The 19,116-nt window shown below is 57.3% G+C and carries 20 protein-coding genes; 16 read left to right on the top strand and 4 right to left on the bottom strand.

Annotation, left to right across the window (positions count from 1 at the left end):
- Nucleotides 1-4: 4 nt before the first annotated feature.
- The 8 genes from C814_RS10165 to C814_RS10130 all read left to right on the top strand — a co-directional run bounded on the left by C814_RS10165 (nucleotide 5) and on the right by C814_RS10130 (nucleotide 8,544).
- Entirely contained in the window at nucleotides 5-313 is a 309-nt protein-coding gene (locus C814_RS10165) for a hypothetical protein (RefSeq protein ID WP_016317720.1), read from the top strand.
- Nucleotides 310-633: a sodium ion-translocating decarboxylase subunit beta gene (locus tag C814_RS24490; RefSeq protein ID WP_016317719.1), complete on the top strand. Its 324-nt coding sequence runs from the start codon at nucleotides 310-312 to the stop codon at nucleotides 631-633. Before C814_RS10165 ends, C814_RS24490 begins: the two co-directional genes overlap by 4 nt.
- 234 nt (nucleotides 634-867) lie before the next feature.
- The gene (locus C814_RS10155; protein WP_016317718.1) at nucleotides 868-3,021 is read left to right on the top strand and encodes a Tex family protein; all 2,154 of its coding nucleotides are present in this window, start codon (nucleotides 868-870) and stop codon (nucleotides 3,019-3,021) included.
- A 215-nt stretch (nucleotides 3,022-3,236) separates the two neighbouring features.
- Nucleotides 3,237-4,844 carry a B12-binding domain-containing radical SAM protein gene (locus C814_RS10150; protein ID WP_016317717.1) on the top strand — a complete coding sequence of 536 codons (1,608 nt, stop codon included), beginning with the start codon at nucleotides 3,237-3,239 and terminating at the stop codon, nucleotides 4,842-4,844.
- A gap of 375 nt (nucleotides 4,845-5,219) precedes the next feature.
- Nucleotides 5,220-5,693, top strand: a complete 474-nt coding sequence (locus C814_RS10145; RefSeq protein WP_016317716.1) for an L-2-amino-thiazoline-4-carboxylic acid hydrolase — start codon at nucleotides 5,220-5,222, stop codon at nucleotides 5,691-5,693.
- A 19-nt stretch (nucleotides 5,694-5,712) separates the two neighbouring features.
- Nucleotides 5,713-7,080: a divalent metal cation transporter gene (locus C814_RS10140; protein ID WP_016317715.1), complete on the top strand. Its 1,368-nt coding sequence runs from the start codon at nucleotides 5,713-5,715 to the stop codon at nucleotides 7,078-7,080.
- On the top strand, nucleotides 7,080-7,304 hold the full coding sequence (locus C814_RS10135) for a hypothetical protein (RefSeq protein ID WP_016317714.1): 225 nt from the start codon (nucleotides 7,080-7,082) through the stop codon (nucleotides 7,302-7,304). The genes C814_RS10140 and C814_RS10135 overlap by 1 nt, the downstream gene beginning before the upstream one ends.
- Nucleotides 7,305-7,761: 457 nt before the next feature.
- The gene (locus C814_RS10130) at nucleotides 7,762-8,544 is read left to right on the top strand and encodes a glucosamine-6-phosphate deaminase (RefSeq protein ID WP_016317713.1); all 783 of its coding nucleotides are present in this window, start codon (nucleotides 7,762-7,764) and stop codon (nucleotides 8,542-8,544) included.
- A 193-nt stretch (nucleotides 8,545-8,737) separates the two neighbouring features.
- Here the strand turns inward: C814_RS10130 and C814_RS10125 are convergent, their stop codons facing one another.
- Nucleotides 8,738-9,313 carry a serine acetyltransferase gene (locus tag C814_RS10125; protein WP_016317712.1) on the bottom strand — a complete coding sequence of 192 codons (576 nt, stop codon included), beginning with the start codon at nucleotides 9,311-9,313 and terminating at the stop codon, nucleotides 8,738-8,740.
- 31 nt (nucleotides 9,314-9,344) lie between these two features.
- A complete protein-coding gene (locus C814_RS22140; RefSeq protein ID WP_016317711.1) occupies nucleotides 9,345-10,469 on the bottom strand; it encodes a class B sortase in 1,125 nt (374 codons plus the stop codon).
- A 273-nt stretch (nucleotides 10,470-10,742) separates the two neighbouring features.
- On the opposite strand from C814_RS22140, the gene C814_RS10115 reads away from it, so the two are divergent.
- The 3 genes from C814_RS10115 to C814_RS10105 all read left to right on the top strand — a co-directional run bounded on the left by C814_RS10115 (nucleotide 10,743) and on the right by C814_RS10105 (nucleotide 13,228).
- Entirely contained in the window at nucleotides 10,743-11,171 is a 429-nt protein-coding gene (locus tag C814_RS10115; protein ID WP_016317710.1) for a nuclear transport factor 2 family protein, read from the top strand.
- Nucleotides 11,172-11,396: 225 nt separating this feature from the next.
- On the top strand, nucleotides 11,397-11,819 hold the full coding sequence (locus C814_RS10110) for a bis(5'-nucleosyl)-tetraphosphatase (protein WP_016317709.1): 423 nt from the start codon (nucleotides 11,397-11,399) through the stop codon (nucleotides 11,817-11,819).
- A complete protein-coding gene (locus C814_RS10105) occupies nucleotides 11,816-13,228 on the top strand; it encodes a TrkH family potassium uptake protein (protein ID WP_016317708.1) in 1,413 nt (470 codons plus the stop codon). The genes C814_RS10110 and C814_RS10105 overlap by 4 nt, the downstream gene beginning before the upstream one ends.
- Nucleotides 13,229-13,324: 96 nt before the next feature.
- Here C814_RS10105 and C814_RS10100 read toward each other — a convergent pair whose 3' ends face one another.
- Nucleotides 13,325-13,507, bottom strand: a complete 183-nt coding sequence (locus C814_RS10100; RefSeq protein WP_016317707.1) for an acyl carrier protein — start codon at nucleotides 13,505-13,507, stop codon at nucleotides 13,325-13,327.
- A gap of 170 nt (nucleotides 13,508-13,677) precedes the next feature.
- Between C814_RS10100 and C814_RS10095 the strand changes: the two genes are divergently transcribed.
- From C814_RS10095 to C814_RS10085, 4 genes are all read left to right on the top strand, one after another.
- A complete protein-coding gene (locus C814_RS10095; RefSeq protein ID WP_016317706.1) occupies nucleotides 13,678-14,541 on the top strand; it encodes a pyridoxamine kinase in 864 nt (287 codons plus the stop codon).
- Between the two features lie 84 nt (nucleotides 14,542-14,625).
- Nucleotides 14,626-15,408 carry a GDSL-type esterase/lipase family protein gene (locus C814_RS0104130; RefSeq protein WP_016317705.1) on the top strand — a complete coding sequence of 261 codons (783 nt, stop codon included), beginning with the start codon at nucleotides 14,626-14,628 and terminating at the stop codon, nucleotides 15,406-15,408.
- 339 nt (nucleotides 15,409-15,747) lie between these two features.
- On the top strand, nucleotides 15,748-16,014 hold the full coding sequence (gene rpsO, locus C814_RS10090) for a 30S ribosomal protein S15 (RefSeq protein WP_016317704.1): 267 nt from the start codon (nucleotides 15,748-15,750) through the stop codon (nucleotides 16,012-16,014).
- Between the two features lie 197 nt (nucleotides 16,015-16,211).
- Entirely contained in the window at nucleotides 16,212-18,323 is a 2,112-nt protein-coding gene (locus C814_RS10085; protein WP_016317703.1) for a polyribonucleotide nucleotidyltransferase, read from the top strand.
- 67 nt (nucleotides 18,324-18,390) lie between these two features.
- Here C814_RS10085 and C814_RS10080 read toward each other — a convergent pair whose 3' ends face one another.
- Nucleotides 18,391-18,618 carry a hypothetical protein gene (locus C814_RS10080; protein ID WP_016317702.1) on the bottom strand — a complete coding sequence of 76 codons (228 nt, stop codon included), beginning with the start codon at nucleotides 18,616-18,618 and terminating at the stop codon, nucleotides 18,391-18,393.
- A 36-nt stretch (nucleotides 18,619-18,654) separates the two neighbouring features.
- Between C814_RS10080 and C814_RS0104120 the strand changes: the two genes are divergently transcribed.
- Nucleotides 18,655-19,044 (top strand): SF0329 family protein, encoded by a 390-nt coding sequence (locus tag C814_RS0104120; protein ID WP_016317701.1) that lies wholly within the window; start codon nucleotides 18,655-18,657, stop codon nucleotides 19,042-19,044.
- The last annotated feature ends 72 nt before the right edge of the window (nucleotides 19,045-19,116 follow it).

Raw genomic sequence — 19,116 nt, 5'->3', positions numbered from 1 at the left:
TAAAATGAAACATTGCAGATTGGAATCCTGCGCCCGGATGGGCGTGCGCTTTTTTGCACTGGCCGGAATCGTGACCGCCCTGGTGGAGCCGGTGTACAAGCTGTTCCTGCATCTCTACAGCTGGGCTGCGGACAGAAAACAAAAACGGGCTGCGCGGGCTGGGATTATCGGAGGGGCCCGCCATTCTACGGTCATCTGGATCGGGGAACAGCGGTGGGGCGCCGCCCTGCGGATCATAGCCACCATCTGTATCCTGCTGGCGTATGTCTTTCTGCTGGTGGTATGGATGGTCAAGCCGGAGGAAGCCCGATGAAGCGGCTGGGAAAGTTCGCCCGAATCGGTGCAATCGTCTTTGCCGCGCTTGGGATACTCACCCTGCTCGCTGACCGGCTGTTCAAGAGGTGGCTGCTGCATAAAGCGCTGGCAACGGCCGCACCGGAGCTGATCCATTCGGGGGAAGCGGCCAGTATCGGGATCATCGGCGGTGCGGACGGTCCGACTGCGATCTTTATTACATCCATCCCCACACAGTGGTGGATGCAGCCGGTGGTCATTGCCGGGTTGTTTGCGGCCCTCGCGGCAGCCTGTCTGGCGGTCTGGCTCCTGCTCCGCAGGCGGAATGACGGACGCTGACCGCTTTTCGGGATGCTCCCGTCCGGGATTTACACAGATTCTCAGGGGGCTTTTTCTCTTGTAAAAAGCCCCCTCTTGGCTCTGACCGCAAGTCAGAGCCAATTCACCCGAAAAACGCGCTTCACAGGATAAAGGATTTCGCTCATTGCGATGAGCGACCAAAGGCTCTGCCTTTGGAAACCGCAGCCTTTGAAAAGGCTGGCGAAACTTTTTAAGAAGATTTGGAGTTGACGTATGGACTTTTCTGCGATTCTCTCAAGCGAATTTCACATCGCACAAAAACTGGTGGAAAATATCATCGCCCTGATCGATGAGGGCAATACCATCCCGTTTATCGCGCGCTACCGGAAGGAGCAGACCGGTTCCTGTGACGATCAGGTTCTGCGGGAGCTTTCCGAGCGGCTTGACTATCTGCGCGGCCTGCAAAAACGCCGGGAGGAGGTTTCCGGAGCGATCGCCGAGCAGGGCAAGCTGACCCCCGAACTGGAAGCCGATATTGCGGCAGCCGAAACATTGGCCCGCCTTGAGGACATCTACCGTCCTTATAAGCAGAAGCGGCGCACCCGCGCAACGGTCGCGAAGGAACGGGGGCTGGAGCCGCTCGCCGAGCTTCTGCTTGCGCAGGACAGGACCTCCGGGAGCGTGCAGGCTCTGGCGGAGCCATTTGTTGATCCGGAAAAGGGCGTCCCTACGCCGGAGGATGCGCTGGCAGGTGCGTCGGACATCCTCGCCGAGCAGTTTTCGGACAGCGCGCAGGGACGTCTGCTGCTGCGTCAGTACTACCAGAAAAACGCGGTGCTGAAAACCGTCTCTGTCGGGGAGGACGCGGGCGTCTATGCGATGTACGCCGATTATGCGGAGCCGGTCTCCCGGATGCCCAGCCACCGGATACTGGCTGTCAACCGCGGTGAAAAGGAAGGTTTTCTCAAAGCTTCCGTCGAGGTGGACAGCGGTTATGCCGTGGGCCTGCTTTCCGGACTCTTTGTGAAGAAGGGGAGCATCACCACCCCGCTGGTGTTGGAGGCGGTTTCCGATGCCTATAAACGTCTGATCCACCCCTCTCTCGAACGGGAGGTGCGCTCGGATCTGACCGAGACCGCCAACGAACAGGCGATTAAAAATTTTGGGGTAAACCTGAAAGCACTGCTGATGCAGCCGCCGGTCAAGGGGAAAACGGTGCTGGCGATCGACCCGGCCTACCGCACCGGCTGCAAGATTGCGGTGGTTGACCCAACCGGGAAGGTGCTCGATACCGCTGTCGTCTACCCGACCCCGCCCCAGAACAAGGTTGCCGAAGCCAAACAAAAGCTCGGCGCGCTCATCCGCAAACACCATGTGGACGTCCTCTCGATCGGGAACGGCACCGCCTCCAAGGAGAGCGAGCTGTTCGCCGCAGAGCTGATCCGTGAGATGGACTGCGGGCTTTCCTACATGATGGTCAACGAGGCGGGCGCATCGGTCTATTCGGCGTCCAAACTGGGGGCTCAGGAGTTTCCCGACTTCGATGTCTCGCTGCGCAGCGCGGTTTCGATCGCGCGGCGGCTTCAGGACCCTCTCGCTGAACTGGTCAAGATCGACCCGAAATCGGTCGGTGTGGGACAGTACCAGCATGACATGCCCCAGAAGCGGTTGGATGAGACGCTGACCGGTGTGGTTGAGGACTGCGTAAACCGGGTTGGGGTTGACCTGAATACCGCGTCGGCATCGCTTTTGGGATATGTGGCAGGGCTTTCGGGCACAGTTGCCAAAAACATCGTGACCTACCGGGAGGAAAACGGCGCATTCACCAGCCGCACCCAGCTTAAAAAGGTGCCCAAGCTGGGGCCGAAAGCGTTTGAACAGTGCGCGGGATTCCTCCGGATTCCCCACGCGAACAACCTGCTGGACAGCACCGGTGTGCATCCCGAATCCTATGCAGGCGCAAAAGCGCTGCTTGACCGGTTCGGATATACCCTTGAAGATGCAGCCGGCAACCGCCTTTCTGAGCTGCCCGCACAGATCAAGGCTGCCGGGGAGGAACAGGTTGCGGCGGAATGCGGGGTCGGCGCGCCGACCTTGCGGGATATTGCCGCCGAACTGCTCAAGCCCGGCCGTGACCTGCGGGATGAACTTCCCCCGCCCATGCTGCGCAGCGATATCCTGGATATGAAGGACCTCAAAGAGGGGATGGAGCTTCAGGGAACGGTGCGGAACGTGATCGACTTCGGCGTATTTGTCGACATCGGGGTGCATCAGGATGGGCTGGTGCACATCTCGCAGATCACCAACCGGTATATCCGGCATCCGAGCGAGGTGCTCAAGGTGGGGGATATTGTCACCGTCTGGGTGCTGGGTGTCGATCTGCCGAAAAAACGTATCTCGCTGACCATGAAAAAGCCGAAAAAATAAGAATCCGCACCCGTTGGCAGACGTTTCACATCTGAAGCTTTACTCGATTTTTCTCGAAAAATTGCGGTTTCCAAAGGCAGCGCCTCTGGTCGCTCATCGCAATGAGCGAAATACTTTATCCTGTGAAGCGGCAAGAGGGGGCTTTTGGCAAGTGAAAAAGCCCCTTTGTTTGAAAAACTGTGGTACCGCGGGTTCCGGAAAGGAGGCAGACAGCGATGAAAAAAACGCTGCTGGTAGCGGTCAACGCCAGATTCAGCCACACCAACCTCGCGGTGCGATCCCTCAAACTGGCGCTTGATGCGGCGGGGATTCCTGCCGCATTCGTGGAATATACCATCAACCAGCCGGTGCGGGAGATCCTCGCGGACATCGTCTCCCGCGCGCCCGGCCGGCTGCTCTTTTCCTGTTATATCTGGAACATCCGACAGGTCGAGCAGCTTGGTTCGGAATTTCGCGCTCTCTTCCCGGATATCCCAATCCTGCTGGGCGGACCGGAGGTCAGCTTCGACCCGGAAGACCGGCTCGCCCGTTACGGATGGGCGGACGGCATCCTCTGCGGCGAGGGGGAGCCGATCCTCGCGCAGGTATTGTCAGAACCGCATCCGCGCGGGATTTTCCGCGCCAGCCGGTTTGCCGACCTGGACGCGCTCCCGTTCCCATACAGCGACCTTACATCCCTCCCCAACCGGGTACTCTATTATGAATCATCGCGCGGCTGTCCGTACGGCTGCTCCTACTGCCTCTCCTCCGCCGACCGGACGGTGCGGTTCCGCTCGCTGCCGCTCGTCTTTGACGATCTGCAAAAACTGCTGGATGCGCGGGTGATGCAGGTAAAATTTGTTGACCGGACATTCAATCTCCGGCCGGACCGCGCGTCTGCTATCTGGCAGTATCTCGCCGCGCATGACAACGGATATACCTCCTTCCAGATGGAGCTGGGCGGCGACCTGACCACGCCGGACCAGCTCCGGCTGCTGCAAACGGTGCGTCCGGGCCTGTTTCAATTTGAAATCGGGGTGCAGTCGACCTGCGCCGCTGCGCTTGCCGCCGCTGCGCGCCCGACCGACCTGCAAACGCTCCGGGATAACGTCTGCACAGTGGGTGCGTTCGGGAATATCCACCAGCATCTCGACCTGATCGCCGGACTCCCGCTCGAAGGATTCGAACGGTTCGCGCAGAGCTACGACGAGGTATTTGCGATGCGCCCCCATCAGCTCCAGCTTGGGTTTCTCAAGCTGCTGCGCGGCTCCCGGCTTTACGAACAGCGGGAACAGTATGGGCTGGTCTACAGCGAAACGCCGCCGTATGAAATCCTGCAAACCCCACAGCTTTCGTTTCATGAGATCTGCCGGATCAAACGGGTGGAGGAGATGACCGAGCTTTACTACAACAGCGGACGGTTTCAAAACCAGCTTGCCTGCCTGCTGCGGGACTGTCCCTCGCCATTCCGGATGTTTCTTGCGCTTGGCGAGCGGATACCCGCGCAGAACGTGGGGAAATATGCCTGCTACGACCTGTTGTTCACGTTCGCGGTCGAGCAGGGCTGCGACCCGGAGGTCTTTTCCTGGCTGATGCGGCTTGACCTCTGCCTGCACGAGCGCCCGCGCCGCCTGCCCGAACACTGCGCAGCCGGGAATGAACCCCGGCGCAGGCTGCTCCTGCCCGGCAAGCCCGGTCCGCAGGAATGGGTCGAGCTGTTCCCCTTCGACCCGCTTGACCCGCAGCATCCCCAACAGGAAACGCTTGTGCGGTTTGACTATACCCTCCGTGACCCGTTTGGAAATGCGTCCTGCACAAAAATCGAACCATCACAATCTGCTTGAGTGCAGCTTCTGCGGAAGCTGCACTTTTTTGCATCCATCCCCTCCCAATGATGCACTGCCGTCCTGGGTCTTCGCCGCCTGTTGACTGTCAACCTGCCTGTTTTGCCAAACTGCCCCGTCAAGGAATCTTTTTCTTTTTTATCCGATTTTGCTCTATCATGAAATTTCATGACAGGCATCCTGCAAATGCAGCGCAAGTCGTTTGGAAAGGAAAAAGATTTTATGATTGTTTTACAAATTTTTATTGATTTTTCTTTGAATTGGAAGTAATATCCATATTTTTCTTTCCATTCTGTATGATTCTGCCATCTTAAAAAATTGGCACATTTTTTGCTGTTTAAAAGGGCAAATCTGAACAAAGAAGGAGGGGCAACCATGTTTAACCCGAACGATCCGGTTGGAAAAGCCACCGAAATGGCAGCAAAGCTCTTTGCGCTGATTGCGGATGAGGTTCTCAGAAATTGCGGCGAGGAAGAGGGCTCCCAAATTGTGCGCAAGGCTGTCCGAAGATATGGCCTGATGCGCGGCGAGGCGATCAGGGCAAACATCCTCGCGGATGGCAAAGAGCTGACCTTTGAAAATGCAGAAGCATATTCCGATTACCCACCCAACCAGGCGTGGGACTGCGAAAGCCAGGTGGAAGGCAACTGCCTGCGGGAGGTCAACCGCGTCTGCCCGTTTTCCACCGCCTTTCGCGCGTTGGGGCTGGAGCAGATTGGGAAGCTCTACTGCGAGGAAATCGACCTCGCACTGAATCAGGCGATTTTTGGGAATATCCGGTTCGAACGGCCCAGATTGTTCACCGATGGCCCGGATGCCCCGTGTGAGATGATCGTTACAAAGCTATAGGAAGAGGAGGTCGTTTATTATGAGCCATGAATCGCAAAACAAGCCGGTTGAGGTCATCAACCCGCGCTACACCGAACAGGCGATCAAGGAAAAAGCCTACCTGAAGGAACTGAAAAAACAGCCGTCCACCAAACGCTTCATGGGCTATGTAAAACTGTCCGGCCCTGGCTTTATGAACGCCGCGTTTACACTGGGGGCCGGCTCATTCGCCAGTTCGGTCACACTGGGCGCCGCCTATGGATACGACATGCTCTGGATCCCGCTCTACTCATTTGCATTCGGCATCTTTATGCTGGCGCTTGCCACCCGGTTTGTCACCGGCTCGGAGATGAATGTCATTGAGGCGCAGGACAAATTCCATGGGAAATTCTTCGGCAGTTTTGCCACCGGACTGGTCGCCTGCTTTATCGCCTCTATCGTATACACCTTTGGACAATATGCGCTTGGATCGGACGCGCTTACCTCCCTGTTCCAGGTGGTGGGGCTGCCAATCCCCAAGAGCATAAGCTGGATCGTTCTGGTTGCAATCTCGGTCCCGCTCTCGCTGATGTACGGAAGCGGCGAGAATCCCAAGGCGGTCAAATTTGTTGAGAACGCCATGAAGGTCATGATCGGGATTATGCTGCTGGTGTTCGGCGCGGTTATCTGCGTGACCGGTATCAACCTCCCCGCTATGGTGAAGGGCCTGCTGATCCCGAAGCTCCCTTCGGGAATGGATGGCATCATCATGCTGATCGGCTCGATGACTGCTACCATCGGTGTTATGGACTGGGTCCTGTTCAACAACGGGATGATCTCGAGAGGATACTCGGAGGAACACGAGACGCTCGGACGGTTCGACGCCTTCTTCGGCGGCCTGCTGCCGGTCACCCTGATCCTCTCGTTTGTCTCGATCGCATTCGCCGAGGCATTCTCTGGAAAACCCGGCATCCCCACCTCGTCGGGTGAGCTGTGTGACGCGCTGGTAGGCGTTATCCCGAGCGTGTGGATCCAGGTCGGATTCTACATCGGGATCATTGCGCTGGTCGTTTCCTCCATGATCGGCCTCAGCGTCACCTGTGCGACCTCGTTCTATCAGTCCACCAATGTCAAGCGCGATCCCAAGGCGTGGTACCATCCGGTGGTTGTCCTCGCCCCACAGATCGGCTTCCTGGGCGCATTCTTCGGCAAGCCGGTTATGATCGTTGTCACCGTTGCCGCCATGCAGAGCCTGTTCAACTGGATCAGCGGGAACTCCTGGTATCTGCTCGGAAACGATACCCGCTACCTCGGCAAACGGGTTATCCAGAGCCGGTTTTTCAATGCGGGCATCTTGATCTGCATTTCGATCCTCAATATCGTCTTTATCACCTTTATCATGAGTAAGTTAGGAGTGTGGCCGGAATAATGAACATGCAGAAATTTCTGGATTCCAAACATGGGAAATTCATCGGACGGGTTTATATGCTGGTTCTCCTGTTCCTCTTCAACGCATTCATACCGATCGGCGCGGTGATGTACTATCTTCATTCGATGACCCCGCTGCTCCTGTATCTAGGTGTTGCCGGGACAGTGGCCTGCATCGCGGTTCTAAGTACGCCGACCAAAATCGAATCCAATCAGGACTCTTGAAAGCAGACTGGAAAAGGATCGTCTGAGCCTTTTCCAGCCCTTCCATTATGATCTCCACTCCTCAAAATAGGGGAAACCCGCTTCGCCATGTCCTGTGGCGGAGCGGGTTTCTTCGAACTTGTTCTATCTTTTGGGAGCAGCCCCTCTCTTGTACTTGATGCCTGAAAATGCTATGATAAATTGAAATCAGGCTGCCGCCACCGGCATACGCTATATCAGAACCCGTATTCACAACCATTTGATACCATCTGGGCGGGCCTTTTGCCGACCTGCCGCGTTGAAAAACCTTGCAATACACAAAGTATTGTCTGCGTTTTTTCGCCTCGCAGGGCAGCAAAATCCCTCGCCCATCCAGCATCCCCTGATTATGAAACAGGTTTCTCACTCATGGGCGGTGCGGTCATCCGGCGGACAGGGGGCCTTTCCTCCGGTTCCACAATCTGAAAGGAGAAAACGTATGGTTCCAATCGCACAACAGAAGATCGACCTTCTGGAGGTTTCTGTCTATGCCACGCGTAAAGAAATGGGGCAGGCCGCCGCGGACCTGGGCGCTGCCCGGATCAGGGAGCTGCTGAAAGAGCGGGAGTCGGTCAACATCATCCTGGGGTCCGCACCCTCGCAGCTCGAACTGTATGCCGCCCTGCTCACTTCCGGTCTGGACTTCGGCCGGATCCATGCATTCCACATGGACGAATACCTCGGACTTGCCCCCGACGCCCCGCAGGGGTTCGGCAACTATCTGAAGGAGCACCTCTTCCAGCATGCGGGATTCCGGTCAGTCCATTATATCAATGGGCAGGCGGACAACCCCGCAGCCGAATGTGCACGATATGCCGCCCTGCTTGAAGCGTATCCCCCCGACGTGATCTTCGAGGGGATCGGAGAAAATGGGCATCTGGCGTTTAACGATCCGGGCGTTGCGGATTTCCATGATCCCGCCAGGGTTAAAATTTCGAATATGGACGAGGTTTGCAGGGCCCAGCAGGTTCACGACGGCTGCTTCGCGTCCCTGGAGGAGGTGCCCCGGCAGGCAGTCACCCTGACGATCCCGCAGCTTACCCCTCCCGAGGCCACGCTGGTTATCACCGTCCCCGGCCCTACAAAGGCGCAGGCGGTATATCACACCCTCTGCGGCCCGATTACAGAAGCCTGCCCCGCCAGCATCCTGCGCCGGCATCCCCATGCGACGCTGGTTCTTGACAGGGATGCCGCTGCAAATACCGGCCTGGTTAAGGTATAGTGCAGCTTCCTCCTGTTTTGCCTCTATACCCTGCTTTGCAAAAAGGCCGTATCACCCGAACCGGTGATACGGCCTTTGATTGATCTCTCCCTTTGACCAGGGCGGCTCTTTCAGCAGCCTCCACTTTCATGGGATTCCAGAAACCCAAAAAACCAAATTCCCTCACGCTTGCAAAACTTGCCCGAATGTTCCATTACGACGGTTCCGCTCTGTGCAGCCTGCCGTCTTGGAAAACGTAATCCACCCCATCGAGGGTCGTGCGGTAGGTATTGTCGAGCGGTTCGCCATCTTTGGAGATGATCCGGGTCGCCGCGCAGACCGCGACCGAATTCGGCGGCATATCCTCATAAACCACCGCATTCGCTCCAATCCGGCAGTTGTCCCCGATTGTGATTCCCCCGATGACCTTGGCTCCAACCCCGATATAGACATTGTTTCCGATCGTTGGGCTGCCCGGCTTTTTGGTATCGGGCAGATTGTTCGACCCGATCGTCACTTGCTGGAAGATTACCACGTCCTTACCGAGCTTTGCCGTATTCGAAATGAAAATCCCCTGAATCCCGTGTGGGAAACATGGTACCCCCGCAATTTCGCTCGTCAGCCCGACAAAACTCCCCCGCTGCAAAAAGAAGTGGCCATAGGTCAGGCGGAGCAGCTTGCTCGGGCGGCGCATCAGATGTTCCTTTAACCCCCAGATGCTCCCATACCGTATCAGTGCATAGGCGGTCAGGAAGGGGCGGAGGATGCCAAATATCAAATCTTTCAACATGGTTTTGTTCTCCTGTGGGAAATACGCCGGATTAGGAAATCTTCTTCGCCATCACCACAAACCGCTGGTTCTCACCCAGCTGCTGCCCCAGGATCCGGGTACAGGTCGACAGGGTGATAAACTGGTCGCTCGAGCCGACCGAGACATTGAAGTTGTGGATGCTCTTAGCTTTCGCGGTGCTGATGATCCCCGGGATGGTCGAACCGTCCGCATAATTGTAGGCAAAATCGAGCGTAGTGTAAAAGACGCTAAACACCTGATAAAGGTGGTCTCCGCCCTGGGTGGTAACCCGGATATACGGGTTGGCGGCGGCAAATGCAGCATTGTCGTATGCCGCAAGCTGTGCGAACATCACGTCGTTCGGATTCCCGATATTGACCGGCCTCCAGCAGTTGGTCCAGTTATGGCCGTAGATCACCGCATTCTGCGAGAGGATTTCCCCCTTGGAATCGAACCGGGTATCCGAATCGAACCAGATGCACCCGTTGCGGCTTGCATTTTTATAGACGTCCCGATGGGTATAGTAATCGGTATACGGCCCCACAACCACCGGATAGCTGATGTTGGTATTGGAAATCGAAATCCACCCCCGTACATCCGGGTTGATCGCCTTCCATGCCGCGATGTCGCCCGATGCAGGCGGGGTGTAGACAACTCCCGCACCGGCGGAGCCGCCTCCCTCATTGGATACGATACCTGCTTCATAATATTGATTTACCCGCTCGGTGATCGTGGCGGACAATTTTTCAGCGGTAATCGGCTGATACCGTGTCGCAGCTGCAACCGCGTCAACCTTTTCCGCCTGCTCTGCCGGCTCGGAGGAACTGTCTTCCTCCGGCTCGGGCTCCGGCGTGGACTCCTCCGGTTCCGACTGTTCCGGCGTGGAGGAAGATGCAGGCTCTTCCTGGCTGCTCGAAGTTTCATCCGGTTTTGCGGAGACCTGACGCCCCTCAATGCCACCGCTTCCCAGCATCGAAGCCAGACCCCAACCGCCAGCGGCCACGGCCAGCAGGAGCACCAGCAAGGACGCCCGGTTTCGCAGGGGGCGGGGGATATTCTTGTTGGAGGTGTACCATTCGATCAGATCGGAACATGCGGTTTTGATGCCTACGCAGAAATAGTAGATTCCACGCAGCAGTTTACGAAGCAGATTCATACAGACCCTCTTTTTATCAGAAAATTGTTGGAACAAAAACAGTATAGCACAAATATCCCTGTTTGTGGAGATAAAATTTTAAAAAATCGGCTGATGTACAGCCTGCCTTCCCGAAGGGGGGACATCTCACTGCTGAACAGCACTCTATGAGCCGGGCAGGGCGGTCCCTTGCGCGTATCCCGCCGCGTATGCTATAATCATTTTATTCAGCGCCGGTCTGGAAAATAGCTGAATACAGGTGCCCTGTACGCGGCATCTTGAAAGGAGCGCTCTATGGATAAAACCGATAAACGGGAGGCTGTCATACGGTCATGGTTTGCGATGTGGCTCCAAAAAAGCAATGTGGGGATCGAAGCGATTTTTGACGAGCACGCGGTTTACATCGAAAGCTGGGGGCCCGAATACCACGGGATCGAAAAAATCAGGCTCTGGTTCGACGAGTGGAACACACGCGGGACCGTTCTGCAATGGGAGATCAGGCAGTTTTTCCACAAGGGGGAGCAAACGGTTGTGGAATGGTATTTTAAAAATACTGTGGATGGCGGGAGGACAGAGTCCTTTGATGGAATATCGCTGATCCAATGGACGGCAGACTGCAAAATCCGCTTTTTGAAGGAGTTTGGCTGCAACGAAAACCGCTACGACCCCTATCAGAATGGCCCGGCGCCACATTTTCAGGGCGCAGAGCCAATGTGGTTTTAAGCGCTGGCTGCGCTCTGCAAAAAACAGAAAATACTACTTTTAAACCGGCCCCAAACGTGGTATATTATTAAAAGCCCTGTATTTCGGACCCGCATCTACAATGGTCAGCCGGTTTTTTTACCGCTCCGGAAGGGTTCCGTACAGGCCCTGAACAGCATAATTTCGTGTTCTGCACACAGGAGGCATGCGGCGCGGTCCGGCGCCGCGGCAGGAAGGACGATTAAAATGTTGCGTGAAAAATCGTGCGGTGCGCTGGTCTACCGCAAACGAAAGGAAAAATATGAGCTTTTGCTGATTAAGCATAAAAGCGGCGGCCACTGGTCTTTCCCCAAGGGGCATGTCGAATCGGGAGAAAACGAGCTGCAAACCGCTCTGCGGGAGATCAAGGAGGAGACCGGGCTGGATGTGCGCCTGATGGACGGGTTCCGGCAGAGTGTTGAATATTTTCCCAAGCCGCATGTCAAAAAGCAGGTGGTTTATTTTCTGGCAAGCCCGGAAGCGGATGACACTGTCACCAAACAGGAGGAGGAGATCAGCGACTACCGCTGGTGCCTGCTGGATGAGGCGGACGGGCTGGTCACCTTCCGCAATGACAAAAACCTGATCCGGGAAGCCAAGCGGTTTCTCACGGTCAAAAGGGAGCCGTGACCGGGTCGTTCCCGGTCCGCATCTCCCGCCCGGAGCCGTTTGGGCGCGGACGGAAGGAGGCGCGGTTCCGGTTCCTCTTCCGGTTTCCGGCCCGGATCATCGCGGTCAGCTTTGCAATGGTGATCCTCATCGGGACTTTCCTGCTGATGCTGCCGGCCTCCAGCCGGGATGGCAGCTGGACCCCGCTGCTCGACTGCCTGTTCACCGCCACCTCGGCAACCTGTGTCACCGGGCTGGTAATCTATGATACTTACACCCATTGGACCGGATTCGGACAGTGTGTGATTCTGCTGCTGATCCAGACCGGCGGCCTCGGGCTGGTGACGATGACCAGCTTTTTTTCCATGGCGGTCGGCCGGCGGCTGGAACGCCGAAACCTCGACCTCGCGCGCGAATCTATCGGTACGCAGGAATTCACCATACGTCCGCTGCTCCGGCTGGTGGTGGGCGGCGCGCTCGCTGCGGAGGGGGCCGGCGCACTCCTGCTGATGATCGCGCTGGTGCCGCAGTACGGTGCGCAAGGCATCTTTTTTTCGATCTTTACCGCGGTTTCGGCATTCTGCAATGCGGGCTTTGACCTGTTCGGCGGTCAGGGTCTGTTCTCTTCGCTCACCAACTATAACGGAAACCCGTTGATCATGGGGACGGTCAGCGCGCTGATTATTGCCGGCGGGCTTGGTTTTGTGGTCTATTACGACCTGTTCCAGTACCGCCGCACCCGCACCCTGCTGCTCCACACCCGGGTGGTGCTGGCGGCAACCGGCATCCTGCTCCTGTCCGGTATGCTCATGACGCTGGCCTGTGAGTGGACCAACCCGGCCACTCTCGGCGCACTGCCAAACAACGCGCAGCGCCTGGGAGCCGCCTGGTTCTATTCGGTGACCTGCCGCACCGCAGGGTTCAACTCGTTCCCCTGCGACCTGATGCGGGGAAGCACCAAGGTCCTCTCCGCACTGTTCATGTTTATCGGCGCTGCACCCAGCTCGACCGGGGGAGGCATCAAATGTACGACTGCGGTTGTCCTGGCTGCGACCGTCTGCTCGGTTGCCCGCGGGGATGAGGAGGTCGTCGTCTTCCGGCGGCGGCTGGACCACGGGACGGTCTACAAATCGCTGGCGGTCGTACTGATGGGGCTGTCTGCGGTCGCGATGAGCGCGGCCTGTGTGATGCTCACCGACGGGGCTGCCGAGATCAGCGGGATTGACGCGTTTTACGAGAGTGTTTCCGCTTTTGCGACGGTCGGAATCTCGGTGGGGGTGACCGGCGCCGCAAGCCCGGTTTCACGCGGGCTGCTCATCCTGCTGATGTATATGGGCAGGCTCGGGCCGGTCTCGTTCCTGCTCTCGCTCGCAATGCGCAGAGAGCCTTCCAGCCGCCGGGTTCTGCCCGAAGGCCAGATCGGGATTTAATCGCTTGCCCGCCGTTCCTTTTGTAAAGGGACGGCGCCCGCTGCGCCGAACATATAAAGAAGGGAGCCTTTCGCAGCCGAAAGCCTCCCTTCCCGCTCAATGCATGAGATATTCCACGCTGTCCAGCACGTTCCCAAGCGTCTTGACCGCCTTGGTTGCGTTGCGTTTGAGCTTTTTGCCGGTGCTGTTTTTGCCATGTCCGGAGAGCATATATGCCGCAGTCCCCGCTGCCATCGCAACCGCAACACCGGTCATCGCTGTGGTAGCTGCTTTGTTCATCCTGATCCACCTCCCTATTTCAATGTTTCAGAGCTTCCCTTTCCGGTCGGCCCGGGCGGAATCCGCCTGAACTAGTTTGCCCGGTTCGCAGGGCAAATCTACAGGCTGTACCGATGAAAAACAAATTTCCAGAATCTTTTCAAAACCGAGGAAAGTGCAGGTGTCCGCTTATGAACAACCGTCCGCCGAGAGTCGCGGCAATCCACGCGCTGGCCGGGTTTGGGCGCAGCTCGCTCGCAGTGGTGATCCCCACCCTATCCGCGATGGGCGTGCAGGTCTGCCCGATCCCTACTGCGGTCATGTCCACCCACACCGGCGGGCTTGGCGAGCTGGTGCACCGCGACCTCTCCGACTATATCTATCCCACCGTCGAGCACTACCAGCGGCTGTCGGTCGATCTGGAGGGCATCTATTCAGGATTCCTCTCCAGGCCCTCCCAGGCGGGCGACATGAAATCCTTCATCTCCGCCTATCCGGACGCGCTTGCGGTGGTGGACCCGGTGATGGGGGATCATGGCAAGCTCTACCGCACCTATACCCCTGAACTGGTAGAGCAGATCCGCCTTCTGGTACAGTCGGCAGCGGTCATCACCCCGAATCTGACCGAGGCGTACCTGCTCTTGGGGGAGACCTACCGTCACGAGCCGCTCACCCGCCAGCAGCTTAAAAGCATGATGGCGCGGCTCTCCGAGCTTGGGCCGCGGTATGTGGTGATTACCGGGGCGGAGCTGGCTTCCGGCGAGTGCGCCAACGTGGGCTATGACCGCCGTCAGAACGCCTACTGGTGTGTAAACTACGACTATGTGCCGACCTCCTATCCCGGCACAGGGGACATCTTCGCGAGCGTGCTCACCGGCGCGATGCTCACCGGGGACAGCTTCCCCATGGCAATGGACCGGGCAACCTGCTTTGTCGAACTGGCGATCAAGACCACTTTCAGCTATGGAACCGACACCCGCTATGGGGTGATGCTGGAAAAATGCCTCGGATGGCTGACCCATCGCGAGGTTCTCACCAACTATCAGCTTTTGTAAGCACCTATCCGGCCCCTCTGGGAGGGGATTTTTTTCAGGGTTCAAAGTCGAATCCGGTCGAAAGATGTGAATGGAGGGATTTTTTTGCGATGGGGAGCGGCAGCCGCCCTGCTTGTTTGCGCAGCGCTGTCCCTGACCGCCTACGGGGTGCGCCATGCGGACCCGGACAAGGCGTTCTATCTGGATCAGCTGGCACAAACACGGGGGGAAAGCTATGCACAGGGATATGCCCAAATGCTGAAGGAATATGAGCCGCGCGGGGAAACCGCGGATCTTGTCTTTTTCGGGGACAGCCTGACCTACCGGGGGGATTGGCAGGCCCTTTCCCAGACGCTGAAAATCGCCAACCGCGGGATCGACGGCGATCGGATCGCCGGTCTGGAAGCCCGGCTGGACCAGGTCGTTGCCCTGCGGCCTCGGAAACTCTTTCTGCTGGTCGGGATCAATGACCTCAGTGAGCGCGCCCCCAGGGAGGTTTGTGCAGATTATGCAGGGCTGCTCGACCGGCTTCAGCAGGCGATGCCCGAAACCCGCATCTATGTCCAGAGCCTGCTGCCGGTCCGAACCGATATACGCACCCTGCCGGATAACCGGCTGCTCGAACAGGTCAACCGCTCGATCCGGCAGATGGCGGAGGAGCGAGGGTTGGAATACATCGACCTGTTTTTCCCCATGCTCGACCAGTCCTCCTGGCAGCTCGCGTATGACTACCAGCTCGACGGGCTGCATCTGAGCAAGGAAGGGTATGCGGTCTGGCAGGAGAAGGTCCTCCCCTTCATCACCGAGTCCGAACCCAGCCGGAAACCGGCCCCCGACCGGCCAGGTGACCGTCTGCCGGGACGGATCGGAGTCTGGGAGCGGGGCTGAGCCGCCATCGGATGTCTTGTCCGCGGTTCTTTCGTTGTCTCCAGAAGGATGCCAAAAGATGTTTCAGACGAAAAAATTCCCTCTAAAGGGAAAAGCAGGCCTGGAGAGCGTCCTTAAAATACGAATCCGGTCGTTGGAATCCACTGTTTTCCTCGTTTTTACCCACAAATCCACAAAAAGGCCTGTATGGATGCTTTACAAGCTGCCTAAACTATGGTATAATGATCCTTCGAAACGGCCATTTCCCGGAGACAGGACTGCAAGCCTGCTTCAGGCAGGGAAATCACCCGCCTGCCCCTGAGAAAGCGGACGAAATTTTAATCTGAGGTGACAACAGCCATGATGCGCAAAGAAGAAAAGCAGGAAGTTATTCTTGCAAACAAACAGCATGAAAACGACACCGGCTCGCCGGAGGTACAGATCGCGATCCTGACCAAACGGATCAATGACCTGACCGCCCACTGCAAACTTCACCCGAAGGACCACCACAGCAACCGCGGTCTGCTGAAGATGGTCGGTAAAAGACGGAATATGCTGAGCTATCTTGCGAAAAAGGACATCAACCGCTATCGCGCACTGATTGCGAAGCTGGGTCTGCGTAAGTAACAGAAATGGAGGGAAGGCAGGCGGATCGACCGTCTGCCTTCCTGTGCGTATCCCACAGCCCAGAAACGACGGGGCCGCGGCGACACTTTTAGCAGTTATCTGAGCATCCCGGAACCGCTCCGGCATGTTGAGATACTTGCTAAAGAGTTCCCGGCTCCGTGAAAATTTTGAAGAATGGAAACGGAGGAAACTGTAACATGTTTGAAAATTTCAAGATTTATGAAACCACGTTCGGCGGACGCCCCATGACGTTCGAGACCGGCAAGATGTGCGGCCTGTCCAACGGCTCGGTGCTGGTGCGCTGGGGCGAGACGGTCGTGCTCGTCAACGTCACCGCATCCGCCAAGCCGCGCGAGGGGATCGACTTCTTCCCCCTCTCGGTCGATTTTGAAGAGAAGCTCTACTCGGTCGGGAAGATCCCCGGCTCGTTCATCAAGCGGGAATCCCGCCCGTCGGATAAGGCGATCCTGGCTTCCCGCCTGGTTGACCGCCCGATCCGCCCACTTTTCCCCAAGGACATGCGCAATGACTGCTCGGTCGTTATGACAGTGATGTCGGTCGATCCCGACTGTCTGCCCGAGATTGCCGGCATGATCGGTACCTCATTTGCCCTCTCGATCTCGGATATCCCCTGGAACGGACCGATCGCAGGCGCAAATATCGGTCTGGTGAACGGGGAAATCATCGTCTGCCCGGACGCCGAACAGCGCCGGATGAGCGACCTCAACCTCACCGTCGCCGCCAATGAGGATGTCATCTGCATGATCGAGGCGGGCGCGAACGAGGTCTCTAATGAGGTTATGCTCGACGCGATCATCAAGGGCCATGAGGAGATCAAAAAGATGGTCCGGTTCATCAAGCAGGTACAGGCCGAGATCGGCAAGCCCAAATTTACCTTTGAGTCGATGGAGGTCCCGCACGACCTGTTCGACGAGGTGGAGGCGTTCTGCGCCGAGGATGTCAAATTCGCACTCGATACCGACAACAAGGTAATCCGTGACGAGCGGCTTGCCCCGATTGTCGACCGGGTACACGCGGCATTCGACGAAAAAACCGAAAATCCTGCGGTGCTGGACGAGGTGCTCTACAAGCTCCAGAAAAAGATTGTCCGCCGCTGGCTGCTCGACGAGCAGAAACGGGTGGACGGCCGCAAGATGGACGAGATCCGTCCGCTCGCCGCAGAGGTTTCGCTGCTGCCCCGCGTCCACGGCTCGGGTATGTTCACCCGCGGCCAGACCCAGGTGCTGACCATCGCGACCCTCGGCACGATCAGCGAGGCGCAGAAGCTGGACGGTATCGACGACCAGGAGCAGAAGCGCTATATCCACCACTACAATTTCCCGTCCTATTCGGTCGGCGAAACCCGTCCCTCGAGAGGCCCCGGACGCCGTGAGATCGGCCACGGCGCTCTGGCCGAGCGCGCGCTCGAGCCGGTGATCCCGTCGGTCGAGGAGTTCCCCTACACCATCCGCCTGGTCTCGGAGGTGCTCTCCTCCAACGGTTCCACTTCGCAGGGTTCGATCTGCGGCTCCACCCTCGCGCTGATGGATGCGGGCGTCCCGATCAAGGAGCCGGTTGCGGGCATCTCCTGCGGCCTCATCACCGAAGGCGACCGCTGGATGACCATGGTCGATATCCAGGGACTTGAGGATTTCTTCGGGGATATGGACTTCAAGGTCGGCGGCACCAAAAACGGCATCACCGCGATCCAGATGGACCTCAAGATCGACGGCCTGACCTATGATATGATTAAAGAGGCGTTTGAAAAGACCTACGCCGCCCGTATGTATATCCTCAATGAGATCATGCTCAAGGCGATCCCCGAGGTGCGGCCTGAGCTTTCAAAATATGCGCCCAAGGTGCAGTCGATCCGGATCCATCCGGACAAAATCCGTGAGGTGATCGGGTCCGGCGGCAAGGTGATCCAGAAGATTTCGGCTGACTGCGGCGTCAAGATCGACATTGACGATGATGGGACAGTGGTTGTCTCCTCCACCAGCGCGGACGGTATCCGCCGCGCCATCTCGATCATCGAGACGATCGTCAACGATCCCGAGGTCGGCGCGATCTATAAAGGCAAGGTCACCCGTCTGATGAACTTCGGCGCATTCGTCGAGCTTGCACCGGGCAAAGAAGGACTTGTCCACATCTCCAAGCTGGATATGGGCCGGGTCGAGAAGGTCGAGGACGTGGTCGCGGTCGGCGACGAGGTGATCGTCAAGGTCACCGAGATCGACCAGCAGGGCAGAATCAACCTCTCCCGCCGCGACGCGCTGCTCGCGATGGAAGCCAAAAAACACAATCGATAAAGAGCAAACGGCGCGGTCGAATCCGCGCCGTTGCTTTGTTTCAACCAAAAGTTTTACTCGATTTTTTTCAAAAAATCGCGGGGTCGAGGGGCAGAGCCCTCGCCGCGTCCCGCAGGACGCGGAACACTTTATCCTGAGAAGCGCTTTTTTCGGGTGAATTGCCGCGAAGCGGCAAGAGGGGGCTTTTTGCAAGAGAAAAAGCCCCCTGCAAAAGGAGGAGAAAAAGATCAACCATTACAAATCCTGGTCCGGGCTCAACAAACAGCTGCAAAGTTTCCTGTGCGCGCCGCTGCAAGGGCGGGTCTCCTATTTCCTCACCCGGTACCATGCGGTGCATAACGCCTATGGCCGGGCGTCGATCCGCTTGGACGGCAAAGAGATCGCGGGTTTTACCTGGATGGACGGTTATCTGCGGGAATGGGACCTCCACCAGCGCTGGAAAGAAACCGGCGTCTGGGACGATGGGAATGCAGCACTAAAAGAAAAGTGGGCAAAAGACGGTACCTATAGCGAGATGGATTTTCTAGAAGCGGCGCTCTCTTATCTCAACCTACCCATCCAACAGGCGCTTGCATCCGAAAACCCTCTCGTCAGGGTTTTTGCAGTCATGGACAGGCGGCTGGGGAAACGGACCCTGCAAGCGATTGCGGATGCGGCGGCATACCAATCAGACCCAGCATGGGTGCGGCAGTTTTACGAGCTGCGGCTTAGCGTCTGCTGATACAGAGATTGAATTTTTCATAAACTTATGCTAAAATTGATTGTAGCCGGATGGAAAATTTGCTATAGTGTA

Origin of the sequence: Anaerotruncus sp. G3(2012) (assembly GCF_000403395.2) — a bacterium.
Classification (GTDB): domain Bacteria; phylum Bacillota; class Clostridia; order Oscillospirales; family Ruminococcaceae; genus Anaerotruncus.
The sequence above is the reverse complement of the archived record's forward strand: the minus strand, read 5'-3'. Positions and strand labels throughout refer to the sequence as shown.